We start from the raw sequence: 20,281 nt of genomic DNA, 5'->3' as shown, positions 1-20,281 counted from the left end.
TGTTGCCCTCACCCCAGCCCTCTCCCACAGGGAGAGGGAGAAAAGCAATTTACGGTGCCGGATTGATCAGCATCTGCCCCACGGAGCCCCTGTCCATCATCTCCAGCGTCTGGCTGTGGAACAGGAACGGGAAGTGTGGCCACGAAGGCTGACCGTAGTAGACGAGCAGTTCAACCTGACCGTCCACCCAGACGGTATCTTTCCAGCCGCGATCTTCCGGGAACGGCATCGCGCCGTTAACGTTGCGGATCAGGAATGACACCCCTTCAATATGGAACGACTGCGGCATATCCGAGCGAACCGTCCAGCGCTCCCAGGTGCCCTGCTGCGCGGTGATGTCGATGCGGTTAACGTCCCACAGCGCGCCGTTGATCCCCGGATCGTCGCCCAGGCTGATATCACGGCTGCGCGCCGGCGAGCCGCTCATGATTTCCTGCGGCAGCAGACGCATTGGCAGGCTGTCGGTCACCAGCGGCAGCAGACCGGTTGGACGCAGGGTCAGCACCAGGGTCGAGACAAGTATGCTCGACGGTTCAAAGAACCCGCGAATACGGTCAACAATGCTGGCCGCTTCACCGCAGGTGACAGACACTTCATCCCCATTGGTCATATCAATGAGCACTTCGCGACGTTCACCCGGCGAGAGCGCCAGCTGTTTGACGGAAACCGGCGCCGGTAAAAAGCCCTGATCGCCGGAAATTACGTGCAGTGGACGGCCATCGCTCATTTTCAGCTGATAGCGGCGCGAGTTAGACGCGTTGAGCAGACGCAGGCGCACCCAGCCACGGGACACTTCGACAAACGGGCTCTGCGCGCCGTTTACCAGCAGCGTATCGCCGACGAAGCCGCCGCTGCCCGGTTCGCTGTATTCCGGCGTACCGAAATTATCCAGACGTTTGTCCTGGATGATAATCGGGAAGTCATCCACGCCGTAGTGGTTCGGGATCGGCAGGGATTTGCTGACCTCATCTTCCACCAGCCACATTCCGGCCAGGCCGTTATAGACCTGCTGCGCCGTGCGGTTAGGCGTGTTGGCGTGATACCACAGGGTTGCCGCGCTCTGGCGAATCGGCAGAACGGGCGCCCAGTCGGCGCTGGGAGACATCATTCGCGCCGCGCCGCCAATCAGCGGGCCAGGCACCTGCAGGCCGCTGATGGTCATGGCGACATTTTCAGGGGTGCGGTTACTGTAGATGAGCTTTACGTCATCGCCATTCCACACGCGAATGGTCGGCCCAAGGTAACGTCCGTTAATGCCCCAGACCGGCGCACGCGTCCCCTGGGTAAAGGACCAGTGGCTGCGCTGCAGAGTCAGGAAAAGCGGCTGACCACGACGGGATTCAATGAGTGGCGGAATAGGCAGCGGCTGTTGCTGCCCGGCGGCGCTGGCTGTCAGCGGCATCGCACCCGCACAAAGGGCGATCCCCGAAGCCTGAATAAACTGACGCCGACTGAGTGACATATAAGCTCCATCTGAAACGACTAACAACGCGGGAATTCGTTTTCCCTTCAACGCCGGATTAAATCTTACCGGCGGCTTCTCTCTCTGCGACTTCTTTGTCGAGCAGCGCAATATGCTCAGCCATCAGATCACGGCAGTGCGCGGCCAGCTCGCGCACCTGATCTTTACCGTATTTGCTGGTATCGACGGGTGGCAGCATTTCGACAATCACCAGCCCGTTATTCAGGCGGTTAAGATTAATCTTATTCGAAGTATTGGAAACGCACACAGGAATAATTGGAACACCTGCCGCAATTGCGGCATGAAACGCACCGGTTTTAAACGGCAGCAGGCCGCGGCCGCGGCTGCGCGTCCCTTCCGGGAACATCCAGATTGAAATTTTGCGCTTTTTAAAATGATTCACCACTTCCGCAATGGTGCTGTGCGCTTTTGCACGGTTGTTACGGTCGATCAGCAGGTTACCGGTAAGCCAGTACAGCTGACCAAAAAACGGGATCCACAGCAGGCTTTTTTTGCCCACCGTCACGGTCGGTGGAAGCACGATATTAGAGGCCGTCACCATATCGTAGTTGTTCTGATGGTTGGCGATATAGATGGCGTTACCGAAATTCTCCGCCCCTTCCGGCAGACGTTTTTCAACCTTCAGACCGAACAGCGGCGCAAGGCGACCAAACATATGGCCGAAGGTGGCGACATGCTTCGGATTACGCGGGCTGAACAGGCAATAAATAGAGCCGAAAATACAGACCAGAATGCAGTAGATAACGGTAAGAATAAGACGAACAATATATAGCATAGCGACCTCTGAAGCCCCAACAGCTGACAATTATACTTCACCTGTGGCCAGGTAAGGACTTTATTACGAGCGCGTATTGTTAATCGCAACGCACGAATTAACAACGATTTTACGGGAAATTTTATTGAAATTCCCCCTCCGGACAGAGGGGGATATCACGACATTACTCTTCGCTGTCACCCGCGGTGCTGCGTGCAGGAGAGTCAATCTCCACGCGGTCAATACGCTGCAGACCGCGCATCAGCGAGCCACGGCGACCGCGCTCACCCACCACCTTCTGCAGCTCTTCCGGACGAAGCTTGATTTTGCGCTTGCCGACGTGAATGGTCAGCGTGCTCTGCGGCGGCAGAAGGAAGAGGTGCGCCAGGCCATCTTCGCCTTTCGCGGCCTCCGCCGACGGGATGTTGATAATCTTGTTGCCCTTGCCTTTCGACAGCTCCGGCAGATCGCTGACCGGGAACATCAGCATACGTCCGGCGGTAGTGATCGCCAGCAGCATGTCGCTTTCGTTCTCAATCACCAGCGGCGCCATCACGTGAGCGTTGTCCGGCAGGCTAATCAGCGCCTTACCGGCACGGTTGCGGGAAACCAGATCGTTAAAGGTACAGATAAAGCCGTAGCCCGCATCGGACGCCAGCAGCAGCTTCTGCTCATCGGCTTCCATCAGCATATGGTCAACCGTCGCGCCCGGCGGCAGCGTCAGCTTGCCGGTGAGCGGCTCGCCCTGCCCGCGCGCGGAAGGCAGTGTGATTGGGTCGATGGCGTAGCTGCGGCCGGTGGAATCGATAAACGCCACCGGCTGGTTGCTCTTCCCTTTCACCGCCGCTTTGAAGCTGTCGCCCGCTTTGTAGCTGAGCCCCGGCGCGTCGATATCGTGGCCTTTGGCGCTGCGCACCCAGCCGCTCTGCGACAGGACAATGGTCACCGGCTCGGACGGCTGCATGTCGTGCTCGTTCATCGCTTTCGCTTCTTCGCGCTCGTGCAGCGGAGAACGACGGTCGTCGCCAAACGCGTCGGCATCGGCCTGCAGCTCTTTCTTCAGCAGGGTGTTCATCTTGCGTTCGGACGCGAGGATCGCCTGCAGCTGATCGCGCTCTTTTTCCAGCTCGTTCTGCTCGCCGCGGATCTTCATCTCTTCCAGTTTGGCGAGATGGCGCAGCTTCAGCTCGAGGATCGCTTCGGCCTGGGTTTCGCTGATGCCAAAGCGCGACATCAGGGCCGGCTTCGGCTCGTCCTCGGTACGGATGATCTCAATCACCTCGTCGATATTGAGGAACGCCACCAGCAAACCTTCAAGGATATGCAGGCGCTTAAGCACTTTCTCCAGACGATGGTTCAGACGACGGCGTACCGTATCGCGGCGGAACGTCAGCCATTCGGTGAGGATCTCCAGCAGGTTTTTCACCGCCGGGCGTCCGTCGAGGCCGATCATGTTCAGGTTGATGCGGTAGCTTTTTTCCAGATCGGTGGTGGCAAACAGGTGGTTCATCACCTGCTCCATGTCCACGCGGTTGGAGCGCGGCACAATCACCAGACGGGTCGGGTTCTCGTGGTCAGACTCGTCGCGCAGGTCGTCCACCATCGGCAGCTTTTTATTGCGCATCTGGGAGGCGATCTGCTCCAGCACTTTGGCACCGGAAACCTGATGCGGCAGCGCGGTGATCACCACGGCGCCGTCTTCTTTATTCCACACCGCGCGCATGCGCACGGAGCCGCGACCGTTCTGGTAGATTTTGCGGATTTCCGCACGCGAGGTAATGATTTCGGCTTCGGTCGGGAAATCCGGACCCTGCACGATATCCAGCAGATCGTCGAGCGAGGCTTTCGGCTGCTCAATCAGGGTGATGGCGGCTTTCGCCACTTCACGCAGGTTGTGCGGCGGAATGTCCGTCGCCATACCGACCGCAATACCGGTGGTGCCGTTCAGCAGGATATTCGGCAGACGCGCAGGCAGCATCTTCGGCTCCTGCAGCGTACCGTCGAAGTTCGGTACCCAGTCAACGGTTCCCTGACCCAGTTCGCCCAGCAGCACTTCGGCATATTTAGACAGACGGGATTCGGTATAACGCATCGCCGCGAAGGATTTCGGATCGTCCGGCGCACCCCAGTTCCCCTGGCCATCCACCAGCGGGTAGCGGTAAGAGAACGGCTGGGCCATCAGCACCATCGCTTCATAGCAGGCGCTGTCGCCGTGCGGATGGTATTTACCCAGCACGTCACCGACGGTACGGGCGGATTTCTTGAACTTGGCGGTGGCGTTCAGCCCCAGCTCGGACATCGCATAGACGATGCGGCGCTGAACGGGCTTCAGGCCATCCCCGATAAACGGCAACGCCCTGTCCATGATGACGTACATGGAGTAGTTCAGGTAGGCGTTTTCCGTGAATTCATGTAGCGCGAGGCGCTCTGCCATATCGCTCATTACGTGTGATTCCTCAACTCAGAAACCGAAGGGTTTCAGGCAATATTGCCGCAGATACTACCTTATCTGGCGAGTTGAGTCACAAAGAAAAAGGGCCGCTTATGCGGCCCTTTCAGGGTTATTTGTTCAGCTTAATGACCTGCTTCACGTCGATTTCAAAATCGTTCCACTCTTTATCGACCTTGCCCTGGATTTCCACTTTATCCTGAGGGGTGACGGTCACGCCGTTCCAGCGCTTGTGGTCAATTTCCACGTTCACCGTGCCGGTCTCATCGCGGAAGGTGTAGCGGTCATCGGACAGGCGCTGGGTGATGTTCCCGCGCAGCTTCACCCAACTGTCGTCCTTCATCTCTTTCACCTTCACCGCGGTGGTGAGGTTGGCGTCATTATCGACAAAACCGCCTGCCTGCGTTTGGGTCTGGGTCTGTGCGGCAGACGGGCCGTTAAATCCGCCCTGCGCGGCAAAAACGGGGGCAGTGGTCATCATCATGATGGCGGCAATAGCAGCGAATTTTTTCATATTAACTCTCCCTTTAATCTGGTTTCGCAGTCCATTAAACAGGGTAATCCTTAACAACTTCTTAAGGGAAAAATTTATTTATTATTGCTGTACAGCAGGCGCTTACAGAGGGTTTACTGACTGACGGCATCAAGGAGGGAACATGCGCATTTTACTGGTAGAAGACGACAGGTTAATCGGTGACGGTATCAAGGCGGGGTTAAGCAAAATGGGCTTTAGCGTGGACTGGTTTACCGACGGTAAAACCGGTCAGGCCGCGCTCGCTTCTGCGCCCTATGATGCCGTGGTGCTGGATCTGACGCTGCCGGAAATCGACGGTCTGGAGATCCTGCGCGCGTGGCGCGAAAGCGGGCGCAGCGAGCCGGTATTGATCCTGACCGCACGGGATGCGCTTAACCAGCGCGTGGAGGGGCTGCGTCTTGGCGCGGATGATTATCTCTGTAAGCCGTTCGCGCTGATTGAAGTGGGTGCCCGCCTTGAGGCGCTGGTCCGCCGCAGCCACGGCCAGACGCATAGCGAGCTACGCCACGGCAAGGTCACGCTCGATCCGACCCGACTCGTCGCCACGCTGGACGGTGAGCCGCTGACGCTGAAGCCGAAAGAGTTCGCGCTGCTGGAGCTATTAATGCGTAACGCGGGCCGGGTGCTGCCGCGAAAGCTTATCGAGGAAAAGCTTTATACCTGGGACGACGACGTCTCCAGCAACGCCATCGAAGTTCACGTTCATCATCTGCGCCGCAAGCTTGGCAGCGAGTTTATCCGCACCGTGCACGGCATCGGCTATATCCTGGGTGACGCATGAAGCTGACGCAACGCCTGAGCCTGAAGCTGCGCCTGACGCTCCTTTTTTTAGCGCTTTCCCTGACGGCATGGTTTGCCGCCAGCCTGGTGGCCTGGCAGCAGACCACCCACAAGCTGGATAAGCTCTTCGACACGCAGCAGATGCTGTTTGCCAAACGGCTGCTGACGATGGATCTTGACGAGATCCGCGCCCCCGAACGCATGCGTGAGATCCCCAAAAAAGTGAAGCATGGTCGTCTGGATGACGACGCGCTGGCTTTCGCCATTTACAGCGTCGAGGGCAAAATGCTGCTGAACGACGGCGAGAACGGGCGCGATATTCCGTACCACTATCGCCGCGACGGGTTTGATAACGGGCAGCTCCAGGACGACAACGACGAATGGCGTTTCCTGTGGCTGACCTCACCCGACGGGAAGTACCGCGTGGTGGTCGGTCAGGAGTGGGAGTACCGCCAGGATATGGCGCTGGACGTGGTCAGCTCACAACTGACCCCCTGGCTGGTGGCGCTGCCCGTGATGTTGCTGCTGCTGGTTCTCCTCCTCAGTCGGGAGCTGAAGCCACTGAAAAAGCTGGCACAGACCCTGCGCTCCCGCTCGCCGGACGCCACAGATAACCTGCCGACGGAGGGCGTACCAACAGAAGTACGCCCCCTGCTCGACGCGCTGAATCATCTCTTCGCGCGCACCCAGGAGATGATGACCCGCGAGCGCCGCTTTACGTCCGATGCGGCCCACGAGCTGCGCAGCCCGCTGGCGGCCCTGAAGGTACAAACTGACGTGGCGCAGCTCTCTCATGACGATCCGCAGGCGCGGGAAAAGGCGCTGACGCAGCTGCATGCGGGAATCGACCGCGCTTCCCGGCTGGTGGACCAGCTCCTCACGCTGTCGCGTCTGGATACGCTGGACAACCTGGACGATGTCGAACCTATAACGCTTGCCGATCTACTGCAGTCGGCGGTGCTGGATATCTGGCATCCGGCGCAGCAGGCAGGCATTGATGTTCGCCTGAATATCCATGCACCAGAGGTTACACGTACGGGCCAGCCGCTGCTCCTGAGCCTGCTGGTGCGCAACCTGCTGGATAACGCGATTCGCTACAGCCCGCACGGCAGCGTGGTGGACGTGACGCTGGACGCGCGTAGCTTTAGCGTGCGCGACAACGGTCCCGGGATTTCACCGGACGCGCTGGCGAGCATCGGCGAGCGCTTTTATCGTCCGCCGGGTCAGGATGCCACGGGCAGCGGGTTGGGATTATCCATCGTAAAACGCATCGCCGCGCTGCACGGGATGCGCGTCTCGCTGAGCAATGCCCCTGAAGGTGGTTTTGAAGCGAAGGTCAGCTGGTAAGGAATTATTGCGTTTAACGCAAAAGACTTTGCACATTTTGCTCATTTTTCCGCTCCGTCCTCGCGCGTAGAATACCCGGCATACTCTCATCGTCGAGGACAAAAAATGAGCAACATTCTGATTATTAACGGTGCAAAAGAATTTGCGCACTCTAAAGGCCAGTTGAATGACACCCTGACCGAGGTCGCGGATGGTTTCCTGCGCGACGCCGGGCATGATGTTAAGGTCGTGCGTGCAGACAGTAACTACGACGTGAAGGCCGAAGTGCAGAACTTCCTGTGGGCTGACGTGGTGATCTGGCAGATGCCAGGCTGGTGGATGGGCGCGCCGTGGACCGTGAAAAAATACATGGACGACGTGTTCACCGAAGGTCACGGCTCACTGTATGCCAGCGACGGTCGCACCCGCTCTGACGCGTCCAAAAAATACGGTTCAGGCGGTCTGATTCAGGGCAAAAAATATATGCTGTCACTGACCTGGAACGCGCCGCTGGAAGCCTTCACCGAGAAAGATCAGTTCTTCGAAGGCGTGGGCGTGGACGGCGCGTACCTGCCGTTCCACAAGGCGAATCAGTTCCTGGGCATGGATCCGCTGCCGACCTTTATCGTCAACGACGTGATTAAAATGCCTGATGTCCCGAGCTATATCGCAGAATATCGCAAGCATCTCGCGAAAATTTTTGCTTAACTGGTAGCCTGGAATTAAAGGAGTAGTAAACATGCTTACCGTTATCGCAGAAATCCGTACTCGTCCAGGTCAACATCACCGCCAGGCGGTGCTGGATCAGTTCGCGAAAATTATCCCGACCGTACTGAAAGAAGAAGGCTGCCACGGCTACGCGCCGATGGTGGATGCCGCCACTGACGCCAGCTTCCAGGCGACCGCGCCGGACTCGATCATCATGGTTGAGCAGTGGGAAACCGTCGCGCATCTTGAAGCGCATCTGCAGACCCCGCACATGAAAGCGTGGAGCGACGCGGTGAAGGGTGACGTGCTGGAAACCCACATCCGCATTCTGGAGCAAGGGGTTTAAGTTTCCCCTCACCCCGGCCCTCTCCCCAAGGGAGAGGGAGAACAGATCCAGGCCCGGTAAGCGCTAGCGCCACCGGGCTTTGTTGTTTTTAGCTGCTTTTCTTCCCCGGCTTTAACCCGCGATGTAGCTCGTTGATGCGCTTCATTGACTTAATGGTGCGCTGCGGCTCGGTGGAGGCAACGGATAAAATGATCATCTCCAGACACAGCAGCACCGTGCCGTGGAGCGGGATTTTGCCCTTTTCGCCGCCGCGCGGAACGTGGATCACCACGCTGGCCTCCTTACTGAAACGCGAATCAAGGGCGTTGGTCAGCAGGATGGTGGGAATGCCCAGACGTTTTGCTTCACGCAGGGTGGTTTGCCCCTCCCGGTGCGCGGATTTCTGCGCCATCATCACCAGCACGTCGCCGCGCTGAAGCGCAATCAGCTGTTCGGCAAGCCCGATCCCGGTACGGTTGAGCGGCGTGGCGGGTAATCCCATACGGCTGAACAGCCTGGCGGTGTACTCGGCCAGAATGCCGGAGGCCCCAATACCAAATATGGCGACCTGCCTCGCCTGCGCCAGAAGAGAGACCGCCTGCGCCATCGCGTAGCGGTTGTGGGGCTCGGATAACACCTCGCAGGTGTGCTGATGCCCCTCAAGCACGAAATCAATGCTCGCATTGACGTCGCTGGCGAGCGTATTCACCGTGGTGGACATCTTTTCGCTGGAGGTGACCACCGGGCCAAACCACTGCTCCAGCGTCTGCTTGAGATCGCGCAGCCCGGCGAAACCCAGCGCCTGAATGGCGCGGACTACCGTGGCGTCCGAGGTTTTCAATACGGCGGCAATCTCCATGGCGGTCTGCTCCATTACCACCTCGCGGTTGTCATGAATATAGCGTGCGACCTGCAGCAGACGCGGCGTCAACTGATGCGCCCGCGAGCGGAATCGCTCACCGTAAACATCGACTCTTCGGATCACCGTGACGCCTCCGGCAGCGGACGCCCGGCAATCTGCGACTGCACCTGCGCGGCCATCAGCCCTAATGACGCGAACGAATTCGAGATCGCCTCTTCACGCGAGATCAGCACGTAGTGCCTGGTTCGGCAGGCATTCAGGAACTGACACCAGCCCGGCATGACCGCATCCATCGCCGCCAGCTCGTCCTGCGGTTTACCGCCCGTATCCCCGCGCCAGGTGGCGAAGACGAAATCGGCATCCAGCTCCGGCAGGCGCTCGGCGCTGACGTCAATCCGCCCCCCTTCCGGGATGGACTCAATCAGCGGCGGGAATTTGAATCCGGCGTCACGCAGCACGCGGCCCAGCGAGTGGTAGCTATGCATGGCGTTGATTTTCCCCTGATTAGCCTGGATCACGGACACGGTCACCTTGCTGGTATCAATTGTCGCCTTCAGCGCCTTAATCTGCTCCTGATAGCGCCGCTCCAGAACCTTGAGCCTCGCCTGCGTTCCCGTCAGCTGAGCCAGCTTGCGGTAGATCTCCGGCGCGCCGCCGTCGAGATGATCGATGCTTACCGTCGGGGCAATTTTTTCCAGCTGTTCCACCGGGGTGTTGCGCGTCGGCTCGGTGATAATCAGGTCAGGCTTTGCGGCGGCGATGGCCTCTATGTCGATATCGGCCGTGCCGATAAATTTAATATCGGAATTATCGAAGTCGACGCCGGTTAACATGCCGCTGGAGCGCAGAAAGTGGCTGCCGTCCGGCCGCGTGCGGCCATGGCTCGCCACAGGCGGCACGCCAAGCTCAATCAGCGGAATGGTGATATCCAGATCGTGTAATGAAACAATCCGCTTCGGATGAACCGGCACAACGACTTCGCGTCCCAAATCGTCGGTAAATACCTGCGTCGGCTCCGCCGCGCTCACCGCGAACCCCACCAGCAACAGCATCGAAAACAGTACGCGCATCATAGTCCCCTAAAATCTGTCCCGACGCTGCCAGAGCAGCAGCAGGAAAAACGGTCCGCCAATCAATGAAATTACAATCCCCGCCGGCAGCTGCAGCGGGAGGAATGCCAGACGTCCGACGTTATCCGCCAGCAGCACCAGCAGCGCCCCCAGCACGGCGCTTCCCGTCAGGAGCGCGGTTTGCCCACCGCGCAGCAGCAGGCGCGCCATGTGCGGGGCAATCAGCCCCACGAAGCCAATGCTGCCCACGCAGGAGACGCAGGCCGCCGTCAGCACCACCGGGGCGAGAACCCGCAGCAGCGCCAGCCGGGTTGTGCGCACGCCAAGACCTGCGGCGGCCTGATTGCCAAGCAACGCCACGTCCGCGGCCCGCGCGGTAAACAGCAGCAGCGCAAACGCGGGAGCCGTCCAGAGCGCGGCCAGCCCCACCAACGTCCAGTTGGCCGCGTGCAGGCTTCCCGCCAGCCACAGCATCGCCGTCTGCACGTCGCGCACGTCGGCGGTGGTCATAAAGACGCCCATCGCCGCGGCAAACGCCCATGACACGCCGATACCGATCAGGATGAACCGCGGACGCGAGATATCGCGCGCCAGGGCGATGACCAGCAGCGCGGTGAGCAGCCCGCCGGCCATGCCGACCAGAGGACGCCAGGCCAGGCCCAGCGCCGGGAACTGAAAAATCAGCAGCAGTACCGCCGCGCTACAGCCCTCCTTCACGCCGATAAGCCCGGGGTCAGCCAGACCGTTGCGGGTGATGGACTGCATTGTCGCCCCTGCCATGCCGAGCATGGCGCCGCACAGTATCGCCATCAGCAGGCGCGGCAGGCGGATGTCCATCACGACGTAGCGCGTGTCGGCCGCCAGGCTTTCTGGATAAAAGAGCGCGCGCCCGATGGCAGAGGCGGGAATGGGTAGAGAACCGTGCGTCAGGCCAAAGCCCAGCAGGCTTAGCGCCGCCAGCGCGAAAAGCGACAGGTACGCCAGCGCCTTCGGACGAACCAGCGCCGACAGGTAGCCAACGCGGATCGCGCGGAGTCCGGCCCGGTTCATTTGAACATCCTCGACGCCATAAAGATGAACACGGGCGCGCCGACCAGGGCCGTCATGATGCCGGTTGCCAGCTCCCAGGGGGTAAACAGCGTGCGGGCAGCGATGTCCGCCAGCAGCAGTACCAGCGCGCCGCACAGGGCCGACAGCGGCACCATCACGCGTAAATCGACCGACACCAGACGGCGGATGAGCTGCGGCACCACAAGGCCGATAAAGCCAATCGGCCCGGTGACAGAGACGGCCGCGCCGCAGAGCAGCGCGATGGCCAGCAGGGCAAGCAGGCGAGTTTTCAGCAGCGACACGCCAAGCCCCTGGGCCATTCTGTCGCCCAACGCCAGCATGTTGAGCGAGGGCGACAGCCCGATAGCGAGAACAAAACCGGCGGATGCCGCCCACAGGGCGCTCTGGAGCGTCTGCGCGTTGACTCCGGCGATATCGCCCGCCAGCCAGGTGCGCAGGGCGAGCAGCGTCTGTTCATCCAGGATTAACACCGCGGCGGTAATCGACGATGCAAACGCCGACATCGCCACGCCGCACAGGGTGACCTTCATCGGCGTGAGCCCGGTGCGACCGGACGAGGAGAACATCAGCACCAGCAGAAACAGCGCGGCGGCACCGGCGGCGGCAATCAGCGGGCGACCAAACGGCAGCGACAGCCCAAGCGCGCTGGTAATCACTACCGCCAGCGCGGCCCCGGCGTTGAGCCCCAGAATATGCGGCTCGCCGAGCGGGTTGCGGATCACGGACTGTAGCAGCACGCCCGCCACGCCGAGCACGGCGCCGGTCACCATCGCGGCGCAGAGGCGCAGCAGTCGTAGTCTGATGATGACGTTATGGTCGAAATTGCGCGGTTCGAAATGGAAGAATGCCTCTACTACCGTTCGGGGAGGGATAAACCGCGCCCCGATGCCAAGATGCACAATCGCGCCCAGTGCCAGCAGCAATGTAAAAATCAGGAAGGCCAGAGAAGCACGCATCATGGCTGTTCGATGCTCTGGCGAAACGGCATAAAGAACGGCTTGCCGGTCAACGGGTTGATGGACATATGCACGTCCACATCAAACACCGCTTTGATCAGCTCCGGCGTGCAGGCATCGCCCTCATGCAATACGCCTTCAACTTTCCCTTGGCGTAAAAAGACCAGCGAATCGCCGTAGTTCACGGCGAAGTTGAGATCGTGCAGCACCACCACCACCGTACGCCCGTGCTGGCGGGTCAGGGCGTGCAGCAGCTCCAGGATCTCCACCTGGTAGCGGAGATCGAGATACGTCGTCGGCTCGTCAAGCAGGATATACGGCGTTTGCTGCGCCAGCGCCATGGCGATCCAGCAGCGCTGACGCTGCCCGCCGGACAAGCTTTCCACCAGCATATGGGCAAACTCTGCCGTGCCGGTCAGACGCAGGGCCTCTTCCACCGCCCGCTCGTCCTCGTCGCTCCACTGGCGCATAAAGTTCTGCCAGGGAAAACGCCCGCGCGAGACCAGCTCAAAAACGGTTAACCCTTCCGGCAGCAGCGGAGACTGCGGGAGAATGCCAAGCTGACGGGCGACCGCTTTGGTGGGCTGCTCATGAATGGCTTTACCGTCCAGCAGCGCGGTTCCCCCCAGCGGCTGCAGCAGCCGCGCGATAGTGCTCAACAGCGTGGATTTCCCACAGCCGTTCGCCCCTACCAGCACCGTCATTTTCTGCTGCGGGATGGCAAGGGAGATATCATCAACGATGATTTTTTTCTGATAGCCCGCAGAGAGGTTCTCCAGAACCAGACCCGGTTTGTGTGTGTTGTGAGCCACGTGAACGCCAACGTAATGAAAAACCAACAAATAAAAATAAAACTCATTCTCTTTTGAGAGTTTGACGCTGCGCCATGTAGTAGTCAAGCGAAGAAACACCCTGAATAAATCAGGGGTAACCCAGAGTAAAGATGAACGCATTAAGGTTTATAAGAACATTAATTTCAATAAGTTAATTCACATCCCTATGCGCTTATCTGCACATTTAAACGCTGTAGTCGATTTTTTCTTTTTTCGATTTACTACTACATCCCCGCATGATTGAATGATTCTCAATTACATGTCCGATGCCACTTCCGGCTAACGGACAGACCGTAAAGGGCAATGACTCACACAGTTTGCCGCGAACGCATTCGCGGTATATTTCGGGATAACAGATGTAATGGCTACGTTCACACCTTCACTCTCTGGGGTAAAAGGGCGCGCGCTCTTTTCACTGCTGTTTATGGCGCCGCTGGTGCAGGCAGCAGACACCACCGCGGCTAAAGACGGCGAAACGCTTACCGTCACCGCCGATCCAAATACTGCCGCGGAAGCCACCAACGGCTACCAGCCGCTGAATACCTCCACCGCGACGTTAACCAACATGCCGATGCTGGATATCCCGCAGGTGGTGAATACCGTCAGCGATAAAGTGCTGGAGGATCAGCACGCCACCACGCTGGACGAAGCGCTCTATAACGTCAGCAACGTGGTGCAGACCAACACCCTGGGCGGCACGCAGGATGCCTTTGTGCGCCGCGGGTTTGGCGCGAACCGCGACGGGTCAATCATGACCAACGGTCTGCGCACCGTCCTGCCGCGCAGCTTCAATGCCGCAACGGAGCGCGTGGAGGTGCTGAAAGGCCCGGCCTCGACCCTGTACGGCATTCTCGACCCGGGCGGCCTGATCAACGTCGTCACCAAACGCCCGGAGAAAACCTTCGGCGGCTCGATTTCTGCCACCTCTTCCAGCTTTGGCGGCGGCACCGGACAGGTCGATGTGACAGGCCCGATTGACGGCACGCGCCTGGCGTATCGCCTCACGGGCGAATATCAGGACGAGGATTACTGGCGTAATTTCGGCACCGAACGCAGCACCTTTATCGCTCCGTCGCTCACCTGGTTTGGCGACGATGCCACCGTGACCGTGCTCTATTCGCATCGTGACTATAAGACGCCGTTCGATCGCGGAACGATCTTCGATCTCAACACTAAAAAGGCCGTCGATGTCGATCGCAAAACCCGCTTTGACGAGCCGTTTAACATCACCGACGGCCAGTCCGACCTCGCTCAGCTCAACGCGGAATATCGCCTCAACAGCCAGTGGACCGCGAAGTTTGACTACAGCTACAGCCAGGACAAATACAGCGATAACCAGGCCCGCGTGATGGCCTACGATTCAAAAACCGGCAACCTGACCCGCCGCGTGGATGCGACCCAGGGCTCGACCCAGCGCATGCACAGCACCCGTGCGGATCTGCAGGGGAATGTCGATATTGCGGGCTTTTACAATGAGATCCTGACCGGCGTGTCGTATGAGAATTACGATCTGCTGCGCACAGATATGATGCGCTGTAAAAACGTGAAGGATTTCAATATCTATCACCCGACGTATGGCAATCTCGGCAAATGCACCACCGTGTCGGCGTCCGACAGCGACCAGACGCTCAAGCAGGAAAGCTACTCTGCGTACGCGCAGGATGCCCTGTACCTGACCGATAAGTGGATCGCCGTCGCCGGGATGCGCTATCAGTATTACACCCAGTACGCGGGCAAAGGCCGCCCGTTCAACGTCAACACCGACAGCCGTGACGAACAGTGGACGCCGAAGCTGGGGCTGGTCTATAAGCTCACGCCAGCGGTCTCGCTGTTTGCCAACTACTCGCAGACGTTTATGCCGCAGTCGTCCATTGCGAGCTACATCGGCGACCTGCCGCCGGAAACGTCGAATGCTTACGAAGTGGGCGCAAAGTTCGACCTGTTCGACGGGGTTACCGCCAATATCGCGCTGTTTGATATTCATAAACGCAACGTGCTGTACAACGAAAGCGTGGGGGGTGAAACCATCGCCAAAACGGCGGGCCGCGTGCGCTCCCAGGGCGTGGAGGTGGATCTTGCCGGATCGCTGACCGAGAACACCAATATCATCGCCAGCTATGGCTATACCGACGCGAAGGTGCTGGAAGACCCGGACTATGCGGGAAAACCGCTGCCGAACGTGCCGCGCCATACCGGCTCCCTGTTCCTGACCTACGACATTCATAATGCGTTTGCCGGGAATACCCTGACGCTGGGCGGCGGCGGGCACGGCGTGAGTCGTCGTTCCGCAACCAACGGTGCGGATTACTATCTGCCGGGCTATTTCGTGGCGGATGCGTTTGCGGCGTATAAGATGAAGCTGCAGTATCCGGTGACGCTGCAGGTGAACGTGAAAAACCTGTTTGATAAGACCTACTACACCTCATCTATCGCCACCAACAATCTGGGTAACCAGATTGGCGACCCGCGCGAAGTGCAGCTGACGGTGAAGATGGAGTTTTGACGTAAAAAAGCCCGGTGGCTCTAACGCTTACCGGGCCTACGATCCATTCCCTCTCCCTGTGGGAGAGGGTTAGGGTGAGGGCATCAGGCCTCAATATCCGCCATATCGCCTTTCTCCTGTAGCCAGTTACGTCGGTCTTCCGAACGTTTCTTGGCAAGGAGCATATCCATCATAGCGTTGGTCTGCTGTTCGTCTTCGTCGCTGATCGTCAGCTGCACCAGGCGGCGCGTGTTCGGATCCAGCGTGGTTTCGCGCAGCTGCATCGGGTTCATCTCGCCCAGCCCTTTAAAGCGCTGCACGTTAGGCTTGCCCTTCTTACGCTTCAGCTGTTCCAGCACGCCCGCTTTCTCTTCTTCCGTCAGCGCGTAGTAAACCTCTTTGCCGAGGTCGATCCGGTACAGCGGCGGCAGCGCCACGTGGACGTGACCGTTTTTCACCAGCGTGCGGAAGTGCTTCACAAACAGCGCGCACAGCAGCGTGGCGATGTGCAGACCATCGGAGTCCGCATCCGCGAGGATACAGATCTTGCCGTAGCGCAGCTGGCTCAGATCGTCGCTGTCCGGATCGATGCCGATCGCCACCGAGATATCGTGGACTTCCTGCGAGGCCAGCACTTCATCAGACGAGACCTCCCAGGTGTTCAGGATCTTACCCTTGAGGGGCATGATCGCCTGATATTCACGATCGCGCGCCTGCTTGGCCGACCCGCCCGCCGAGTCCCCTTCCACAAGGAACAGTTCGGTACGGTTGAGATCCTGCGCGGTACAGTCCGCCAGCTTGCCCGGCAGTGCAGGGCCGCTGGTCAGCTTTTTACGCACCACTTTCTTGGCGGCGCGCAGACGACGCTGGGCGCTGGAAATGGCCATTTCCGCCAGCATTTCTGCCGCCTGCACGTTCTGGTTCAGCCACAGGGTAAACGCATCTTTCACCACGCCGGAAACGAACGCCGCGCACTGGCGTGACGACAGGCGCTCTTTGGTCTGACCGGCAAACTGCGGATCCTGCATCTTCACGGAGAGCACGTAGGCACAGCGGTCCCAGATATCTTCCGCCGACAGCTTCACGCCGCGCGGCAGAATGTTGCGGTATTCGCAGAACTCACGCATCGCATCCAGCAGCCCCTGACGCAGGCCGTTGACGTGCGTACCGCCCAGCATGGTCGGGATCAGGTTAACGTAGCTTTCGGTCAGCAGCTCGCCGCCTTCCGGTAGCCACAGCAGCGCCCAGTCCACCGCTTCGGTGTCGCCGGTGAAATTGCCGACGAACGGTTTTTCCGGCAGCGTCGGCAGGCCGTTTACCGCTTCGCACAGATAGTCATTAAGGCCATCTTCGTAGCGCCAGGTCTGCTCGGTGTTGTTGACGTTGTCTTTAAACGTGATTTCCACGCCCGGGCACAGCACCGCTTTGGCTTTCAGCAGGTGCGTCAGGCGGGAAACGGAAAAGCGCGGACTGTCGAAGAAGCTTTCGTCAGGCCAGAAGTGAACGCTGGTGCCGGTGTTGCGTTTGCCGCACGTCCCGACAACCTGCAGATCCTGCACCTTCTCGCCGTTTTCAAACGCGATGTTGTACACCTGACCGTCGCGACGGACGTTCACTTCCACGCGTTTTGACAGGGCGTTGACGACGGAAATCCCCACACCGTGCAGGCCGCCGGAGAACTGGTAGTTTTTGTTGGAGAACTTACCGCCCGCGTGCAGACGACAGAGGATCAGCTCAACGGCCGGGACGCCCTCTTCCGGGTGGATATCCACCGGCATGCCGCGCCCGTCGTCAATGACTTCCAGCGACTGATCGGCGTGCAGGATGACGTCAACGCGTTTGGCATGGCCCGCCAGCGCTTCGTCCACACTGTTATCAATAACTTCCTGGCCCAGATGGTTTGGGCGCGTCGTATCGGTGTACATCCCCGGGCGGCGGCGAACCGGCTCAAGCCCGGTGAGGACCTCAATGGCATCAGCGTTATAGGTTTGCGTCATGATTTAACTAGCAATTCGCATTGATTGTCAGTGGCTGTGCAGTCCAAGAAAATCGACAATCTGGGTGAAATGATTCTCAAAGCCCGTGAAAGCATGGTTTCCGCCCTCTTCTATAGTCTGGCGGCAGGAGGCGTAATACGCCACTGCCTGGCGGTAATCCAGCACTTCATCTCCCATCTGCTGCAGCAGCCAGATGAGATCCGGCGCCTCGAGCGGGTCGACCTGCATAACTTTGAGATCGTAAATATGGCGTGACTCTAGCACATATTGCTGGCCGGTGTAGGGGTTCTCGTTTTCGCCAAGAAAGTCCCGCAGCAGCTCAAATGGCCGTACCGCCGGATTAACCACCACGGCGGGCAGCATAAAGCATTGCGAGAGCCAGGTAGCGTAATACCCGCCCAGGGATGAACCGACCACACCGAAGGTTTCGCCGCCGTGCGCAAGCACAATGGATTCCAGCATCTCCGCGGCCTCTGCCGGGTAAGGCGGCAGCTGAGGGATAATCATCTCAACGTCGGGGTGATGCTCGCTCAGCCACTGGCGAAACTGTGTCGCTTTTGCGGAGCGTGGCGAGCTGTTGAATCCGTGCAGATAAAGGAGCGTAGACATCAATAGCCTTCTGAAGCGGTATCAGGGCGGAATTTTGCACCGGTCAAACGGCAGACTTCCGTGGTCAGCGTGCCGTCGGCATGCAGTTCCAGCCAGCGCCAGCCTGGCGCGATGGTATCCAGCGTAAAGTTGGCGCAGTGCGGCTTAAACTGAACGCAGGTCGACGGCGTCGCCAGCATGCGGCGCCCGTTCCAGTCGAGATCCTGCTCCTGGTGAATATGCCCACACAGCAGATTTTTCACCCGCGGGAACTTCGCCAGCACGCGATCCAGCGCCGCGGAGTTGCGCAGGCTGTGCTGATCGAGCCAGCTGCAGCCCGCCGGCAGAGGGTGATGATGAAGCAACAGCAGCGTATGACGTTCAGGTTCAGCAGCCAGTTTGGTCTCAAGCCAGTCGAGCTGAAACTCGCTTAATTCACCGTGCGGGACGCCAAACACCTGACTGTCCAGCAGCAGGATCTGCCACTGTTCACCCGCAAAAACACATTTCGCCGGAGAAATACCCGCATCCTGAAGAGAACTGTACATGGCAGGCTGGAAGTCATGGTTTCCCGGCAGCCAGACGCAAGGCACGCTAAAGCTCGCGATGCCTTCAGCAAAATGCTGGTAGGCCGCGGAAGATTGGTCCTGCGCCAGATCGCCCGTTGCGACAATCAGATCGCATGCACGGTTTTCAGCGTGAATGGCGCTCAGTACCGCCTGATAACTCTCCCAGGTATTCACCCCCAGCAGCGTTTCATGCTTTTCGGCAAAAAGGTGGGTATCGGTGATTTGTAATATCCTGACTGGCGCGCCACCAGCAACAGTCAGGTTCAACAGGCTTTCCAAATGGTGTCCTTAGGTAGGTTTATGACGCTAACAAACCGGAATCGCCATTGCTCCATGTGCTAAACAATATCTTAGCCAGTCGGCTAAAAACTGGTTAATTTGATGCTTTTCGTCGCGTTGATGCAACTTTTTATTCGGGTAATCATACCGCGCCTTGAAGCGAAAGATCTGCTGGCTTGAACACACTTCAGCGACCATCGCGTCGTGATAGAGACGTACCGTCATCGACGGCAGGCTCCAGTAGCTAATGCTGGGTGCCGTTTGCTCAATCTCCACCAGCGTAGTGTAGCGCGTTGATTCTGTTATCGTTAATCGATACTGCGCGTTGCTCACCTGATAGCTTACCGTTTCGCCGGGTGCGTCGTTTTTCGGCAGCAGGCGGCGCAATTGTGCGAAATTGGTTTCGCACAGGCGCATCATTTCTGGGAAGTCAGGCGTATAGCGCTTCATTTTTTCCACTCGTTTCGTAATGTCTGATAATGCAGCTGTAGCCATTGCAGGGCGATGACAGACGCTGCGTTGTCGATTTTCCCCTCTTCTACCCACTGGTAAGCCTGTTCCCGGCTTACCACATGAACCCGAATATCTTCGTTTTCATCAGCCAGACCGTGAATGCCTTCTGCGGTCGTGGCGTCCACTTCGCCCACCATTATGGATAAGCGTTCGCTGGTGCCTCCCGGGCTTGCCAGATAGCTCAGCACCGGTTTTGTGCGGCCGACCACCAGCCCCGCCTCTTCCAGCGCCTCGCGCCGGGCGACGTCCTCGACCGACTCGCCTTCTTCGATCATCCCGGCCACCATCTCCAGCAGCCACGGGCTCTCACTGACGTCATAAGCGGCGATGCGGATCTGCTCCACCAGCACAACTTCGTCACGCACTGGGTCAAAGGGTAGCAAGACTGCCGCATGCCCGCGCTCAAAAATTTCGCGTCTGATTTCGCCGCTCATTTCCCCGTTAAACAGGCGATGCCTGAAACGGTAAAGATCCATTGAAAAAAAACCGCTATAAAGCGTTTCTCGTGCAATAATTTCTACATCGTTTTTGGCGAAAGTCACGGGCAACTTATCTGGTTTTTGCATGAGTCGAGTCCTGGTAGCAATGGTGATGAAATTGTGAATTTCAAGGCTGTTTGGCTGCCGTTTGTAAGGCTATATGGTAGATTGGTGCAAATTACCGCCAGATGGCACGTAACGCCAACCTTTTGGTATGGAAGA

At 58.7% G+C, this 20,281-nt stretch carries 19 protein-coding genes; 5 read left to right on the top strand and 14 right to left on the bottom strand.

Annotation, left to right across the window (positions count from 1 at the left end; all coding sequences use genetic code 11):
- Positions 1–49 precede the first annotated feature (49 nt).
- From ftsP to AC0TOY_RS16705, 4 genes are all read right to left on the bottom strand, one after another.
- Entirely contained in the window at positions 50–1,462 is a 1,413-nt protein-coding gene (ftsP, locus tag AC0TOY_RS16720) for a cell division protein FtsP (RefSeq protein WP_061714469.1), read from the bottom strand.
- A gap of 58 nt (positions 1,463–1,520) precedes the next feature.
- On the bottom strand, positions 1,521–2,258 hold the full coding sequence (gene plsC, locus AC0TOY_RS16715) for a 1-acylglycerol-3-phosphate O-acyltransferase (RefSeq protein ID WP_024906505.1): 738 nt from the start codon (positions 2,256–2,258) through the stop codon (positions 1,521–1,523).
- Positions 2,259–2,421: 163 nt separating this feature from the next.
- Positions 2,422–4,680: a DNA topoisomerase IV subunit A gene (gene parC, locus AC0TOY_RS16710; RefSeq protein ID WP_032650247.1), complete on the bottom strand. Its 2,259-nt coding sequence runs from the start codon at positions 4,678–4,680 to the stop codon at positions 2,422–2,424.
- A 118-nt stretch (positions 4,681–4,798) separates the two neighbouring features.
- On the bottom strand, positions 4,799–5,200 hold the full coding sequence (locus tag AC0TOY_RS16705; protein ID WP_023344926.1) for a YgiW/YdeI family stress tolerance OB fold protein: 402 nt from the start codon (positions 5,198–5,200) through the stop codon (positions 4,799–4,801).
- Between the two features lie 142 nt (positions 5,201–5,342).
- Between AC0TOY_RS16705 and qseB the strand changes: the two genes are divergently transcribed.
- The 4 genes from qseB to AC0TOY_RS16685 all read left to right on the top strand — a co-directional run bounded on the left by qseB (position 5,343) and on the right by AC0TOY_RS16685 (position 8,381).
- Entirely contained in the window at positions 5,343–6,002 is a 660-nt protein-coding gene (gene qseB / locus AC0TOY_RS16700; protein ID WP_090418686.1) for a quorum sensing response regulator transcription factor QseB, read from the top strand.
- Positions 5,999–7,348 (top strand): quorum sensing histidine kinase QseC, encoded by a 1,350-nt coding sequence (gene qseC, locus AC0TOY_RS16695; RefSeq protein WP_473722211.1) that lies wholly within the window; start codon positions 5,999–6,001, stop codon positions 7,346–7,348. Before qseB ends, qseC begins: the two co-directional genes overlap by 4 nt.
- Before the next feature lie 105 nt (positions 7,349–7,453).
- Positions 7,454–8,035, top strand: coding sequence for an NAD(P)H-dependent oxidoreductase (locus AC0TOY_RS16690; RefSeq protein ID WP_024906501.1), 582 nt, complete (start codon positions 7,454–7,456; stop codon positions 8,033–8,035).
- Positions 8,036–8,066: 31 nt separating this feature from the next.
- A complete protein-coding gene (locus tag AC0TOY_RS16685) occupies positions 8,067–8,381 on the top strand; it encodes a putative quinol monooxygenase (RefSeq protein ID WP_032640570.1) in 315 nt (104 codons plus the stop codon).
- 88 nt (positions 8,382–8,469) lie between these two features.
- On the opposite strand, the gene AC0TOY_RS16680 is transcribed toward AC0TOY_RS16685, so the two are convergent.
- Genes AC0TOY_RS16680 through AC0TOY_RS16660 form a run of 5 tightly spaced genes read right to left on the bottom strand, consistent with a single transcriptional unit; the run spans position 8,470 to position 13,131 of the window.
- The gene (locus AC0TOY_RS16680) at positions 8,470–9,345 is read right to left on the bottom strand and encodes a MurR/RpiR family transcriptional regulator (RefSeq protein ID WP_090418692.1); all 876 of its coding nucleotides are present in this window, start codon (positions 9,343–9,345) and stop codon (positions 8,470–8,472) included.
- Entirely contained in the window at positions 9,342–10,292 is a 951-nt protein-coding gene (locus AC0TOY_RS16675) for an iron-siderophore ABC transporter substrate-binding protein (protein WP_473722209.1), read from the bottom strand. Before AC0TOY_RS16675 ends, AC0TOY_RS16680 begins: the two co-directional genes overlap by 4 nt.
- Before the next feature lie 9 nt (positions 10,293–10,301).
- Positions 10,302–11,342 carry a FecCD family ABC transporter permease gene (locus AC0TOY_RS16670; RefSeq protein ID WP_473722208.1) on the bottom strand — a complete coding sequence of 347 codons (1,041 nt, stop codon included), beginning with the start codon at positions 11,340–11,342 and terminating at the stop codon, positions 10,302–10,304.
- Positions 11,339–12,322: a FecCD family ABC transporter permease gene (locus AC0TOY_RS16665; RefSeq protein WP_473722207.1), complete on the bottom strand. Its 984-nt coding sequence runs from the start codon at positions 12,320–12,322 to the stop codon at positions 11,339–11,341. Before AC0TOY_RS16665 ends, AC0TOY_RS16670 begins: the two co-directional genes overlap by 4 nt.
- Positions 12,319–13,131, bottom strand: a complete 813-nt coding sequence (locus tag AC0TOY_RS16660) for an ABC transporter ATP-binding protein (protein ID WP_473722205.1) — start codon at positions 13,129–13,131, stop codon at positions 12,319–12,321. The genes AC0TOY_RS16665 and AC0TOY_RS16660 overlap by 4 nt, the downstream gene beginning before the upstream one ends.
- A gap of 382 nt (positions 13,132–13,513) precedes the next feature.
- On the opposite strand from AC0TOY_RS16660, the gene AC0TOY_RS16655 reads away from it, so the two are divergent.
- Entirely contained in the window at positions 13,514–15,655 is a 2,142-nt protein-coding gene (locus AC0TOY_RS16655; RefSeq protein ID WP_208763261.1) for a TonB-dependent siderophore receptor, read from the top strand.
- 83 nt (positions 15,656–15,738) lie between these two features.
- Here AC0TOY_RS16655 and parE read toward each other — a convergent pair whose 3' ends face one another.
- Genes parE through nudF form a run of 5 tightly spaced genes read right to left on the bottom strand, consistent with a single transcriptional unit; the run spans position 15,739 to position 20,146 of the window.
- Entirely contained in the window at positions 15,739–17,631 is a 1,893-nt protein-coding gene (gene parE, locus AC0TOY_RS16650) for a DNA topoisomerase IV subunit B (protein ID WP_032650257.1), read from the bottom strand.
- A gap of 27 nt (positions 17,632–17,658) precedes the next feature.
- Positions 17,659–18,240, bottom strand: coding sequence for an esterase YqiA (yqiA, locus tag AC0TOY_RS16645; RefSeq protein WP_473722204.1), 582 nt, complete (start codon positions 18,238–18,240; stop codon positions 17,659–17,661).
- Positions 18,240–19,067: a 3',5'-cyclic-AMP phosphodiesterase gene (cpdA, locus tag AC0TOY_RS16640; RefSeq protein ID WP_024906493.1), complete on the bottom strand. Its 828-nt coding sequence runs from the start codon at positions 19,065–19,067 to the stop codon at positions 18,240–18,242. Before cpdA ends, yqiA begins: the two co-directional genes overlap by 1 nt.
- Positions 19,068–19,094: 27 nt before the next feature.
- Positions 19,095–19,517 (bottom strand): DUF1249 family protein, encoded by a 423-nt coding sequence (locus AC0TOY_RS16635; protein ID WP_014833293.1) that lies wholly within the window; start codon positions 19,515–19,517, stop codon positions 19,095–19,097.
- A complete protein-coding gene (gene nudF / locus AC0TOY_RS16630) occupies positions 19,514–20,146 on the bottom strand; it encodes an ADP-ribose diphosphatase (protein WP_024906492.1) in 633 nt (210 codons plus the stop codon). Before nudF ends, AC0TOY_RS16635 begins: the two co-directional genes overlap by 4 nt.
- Between the last annotated feature and the right edge of the window lie 135 nt (positions 20,147–20,281).

This window comes from Enterobacter sp. PL_is379 (assembly GCF_055817355.1).
The sequence above is the reverse complement of the archived record's forward strand: the minus strand, read 5'-3'. Positions and strand labels throughout refer to the sequence as shown.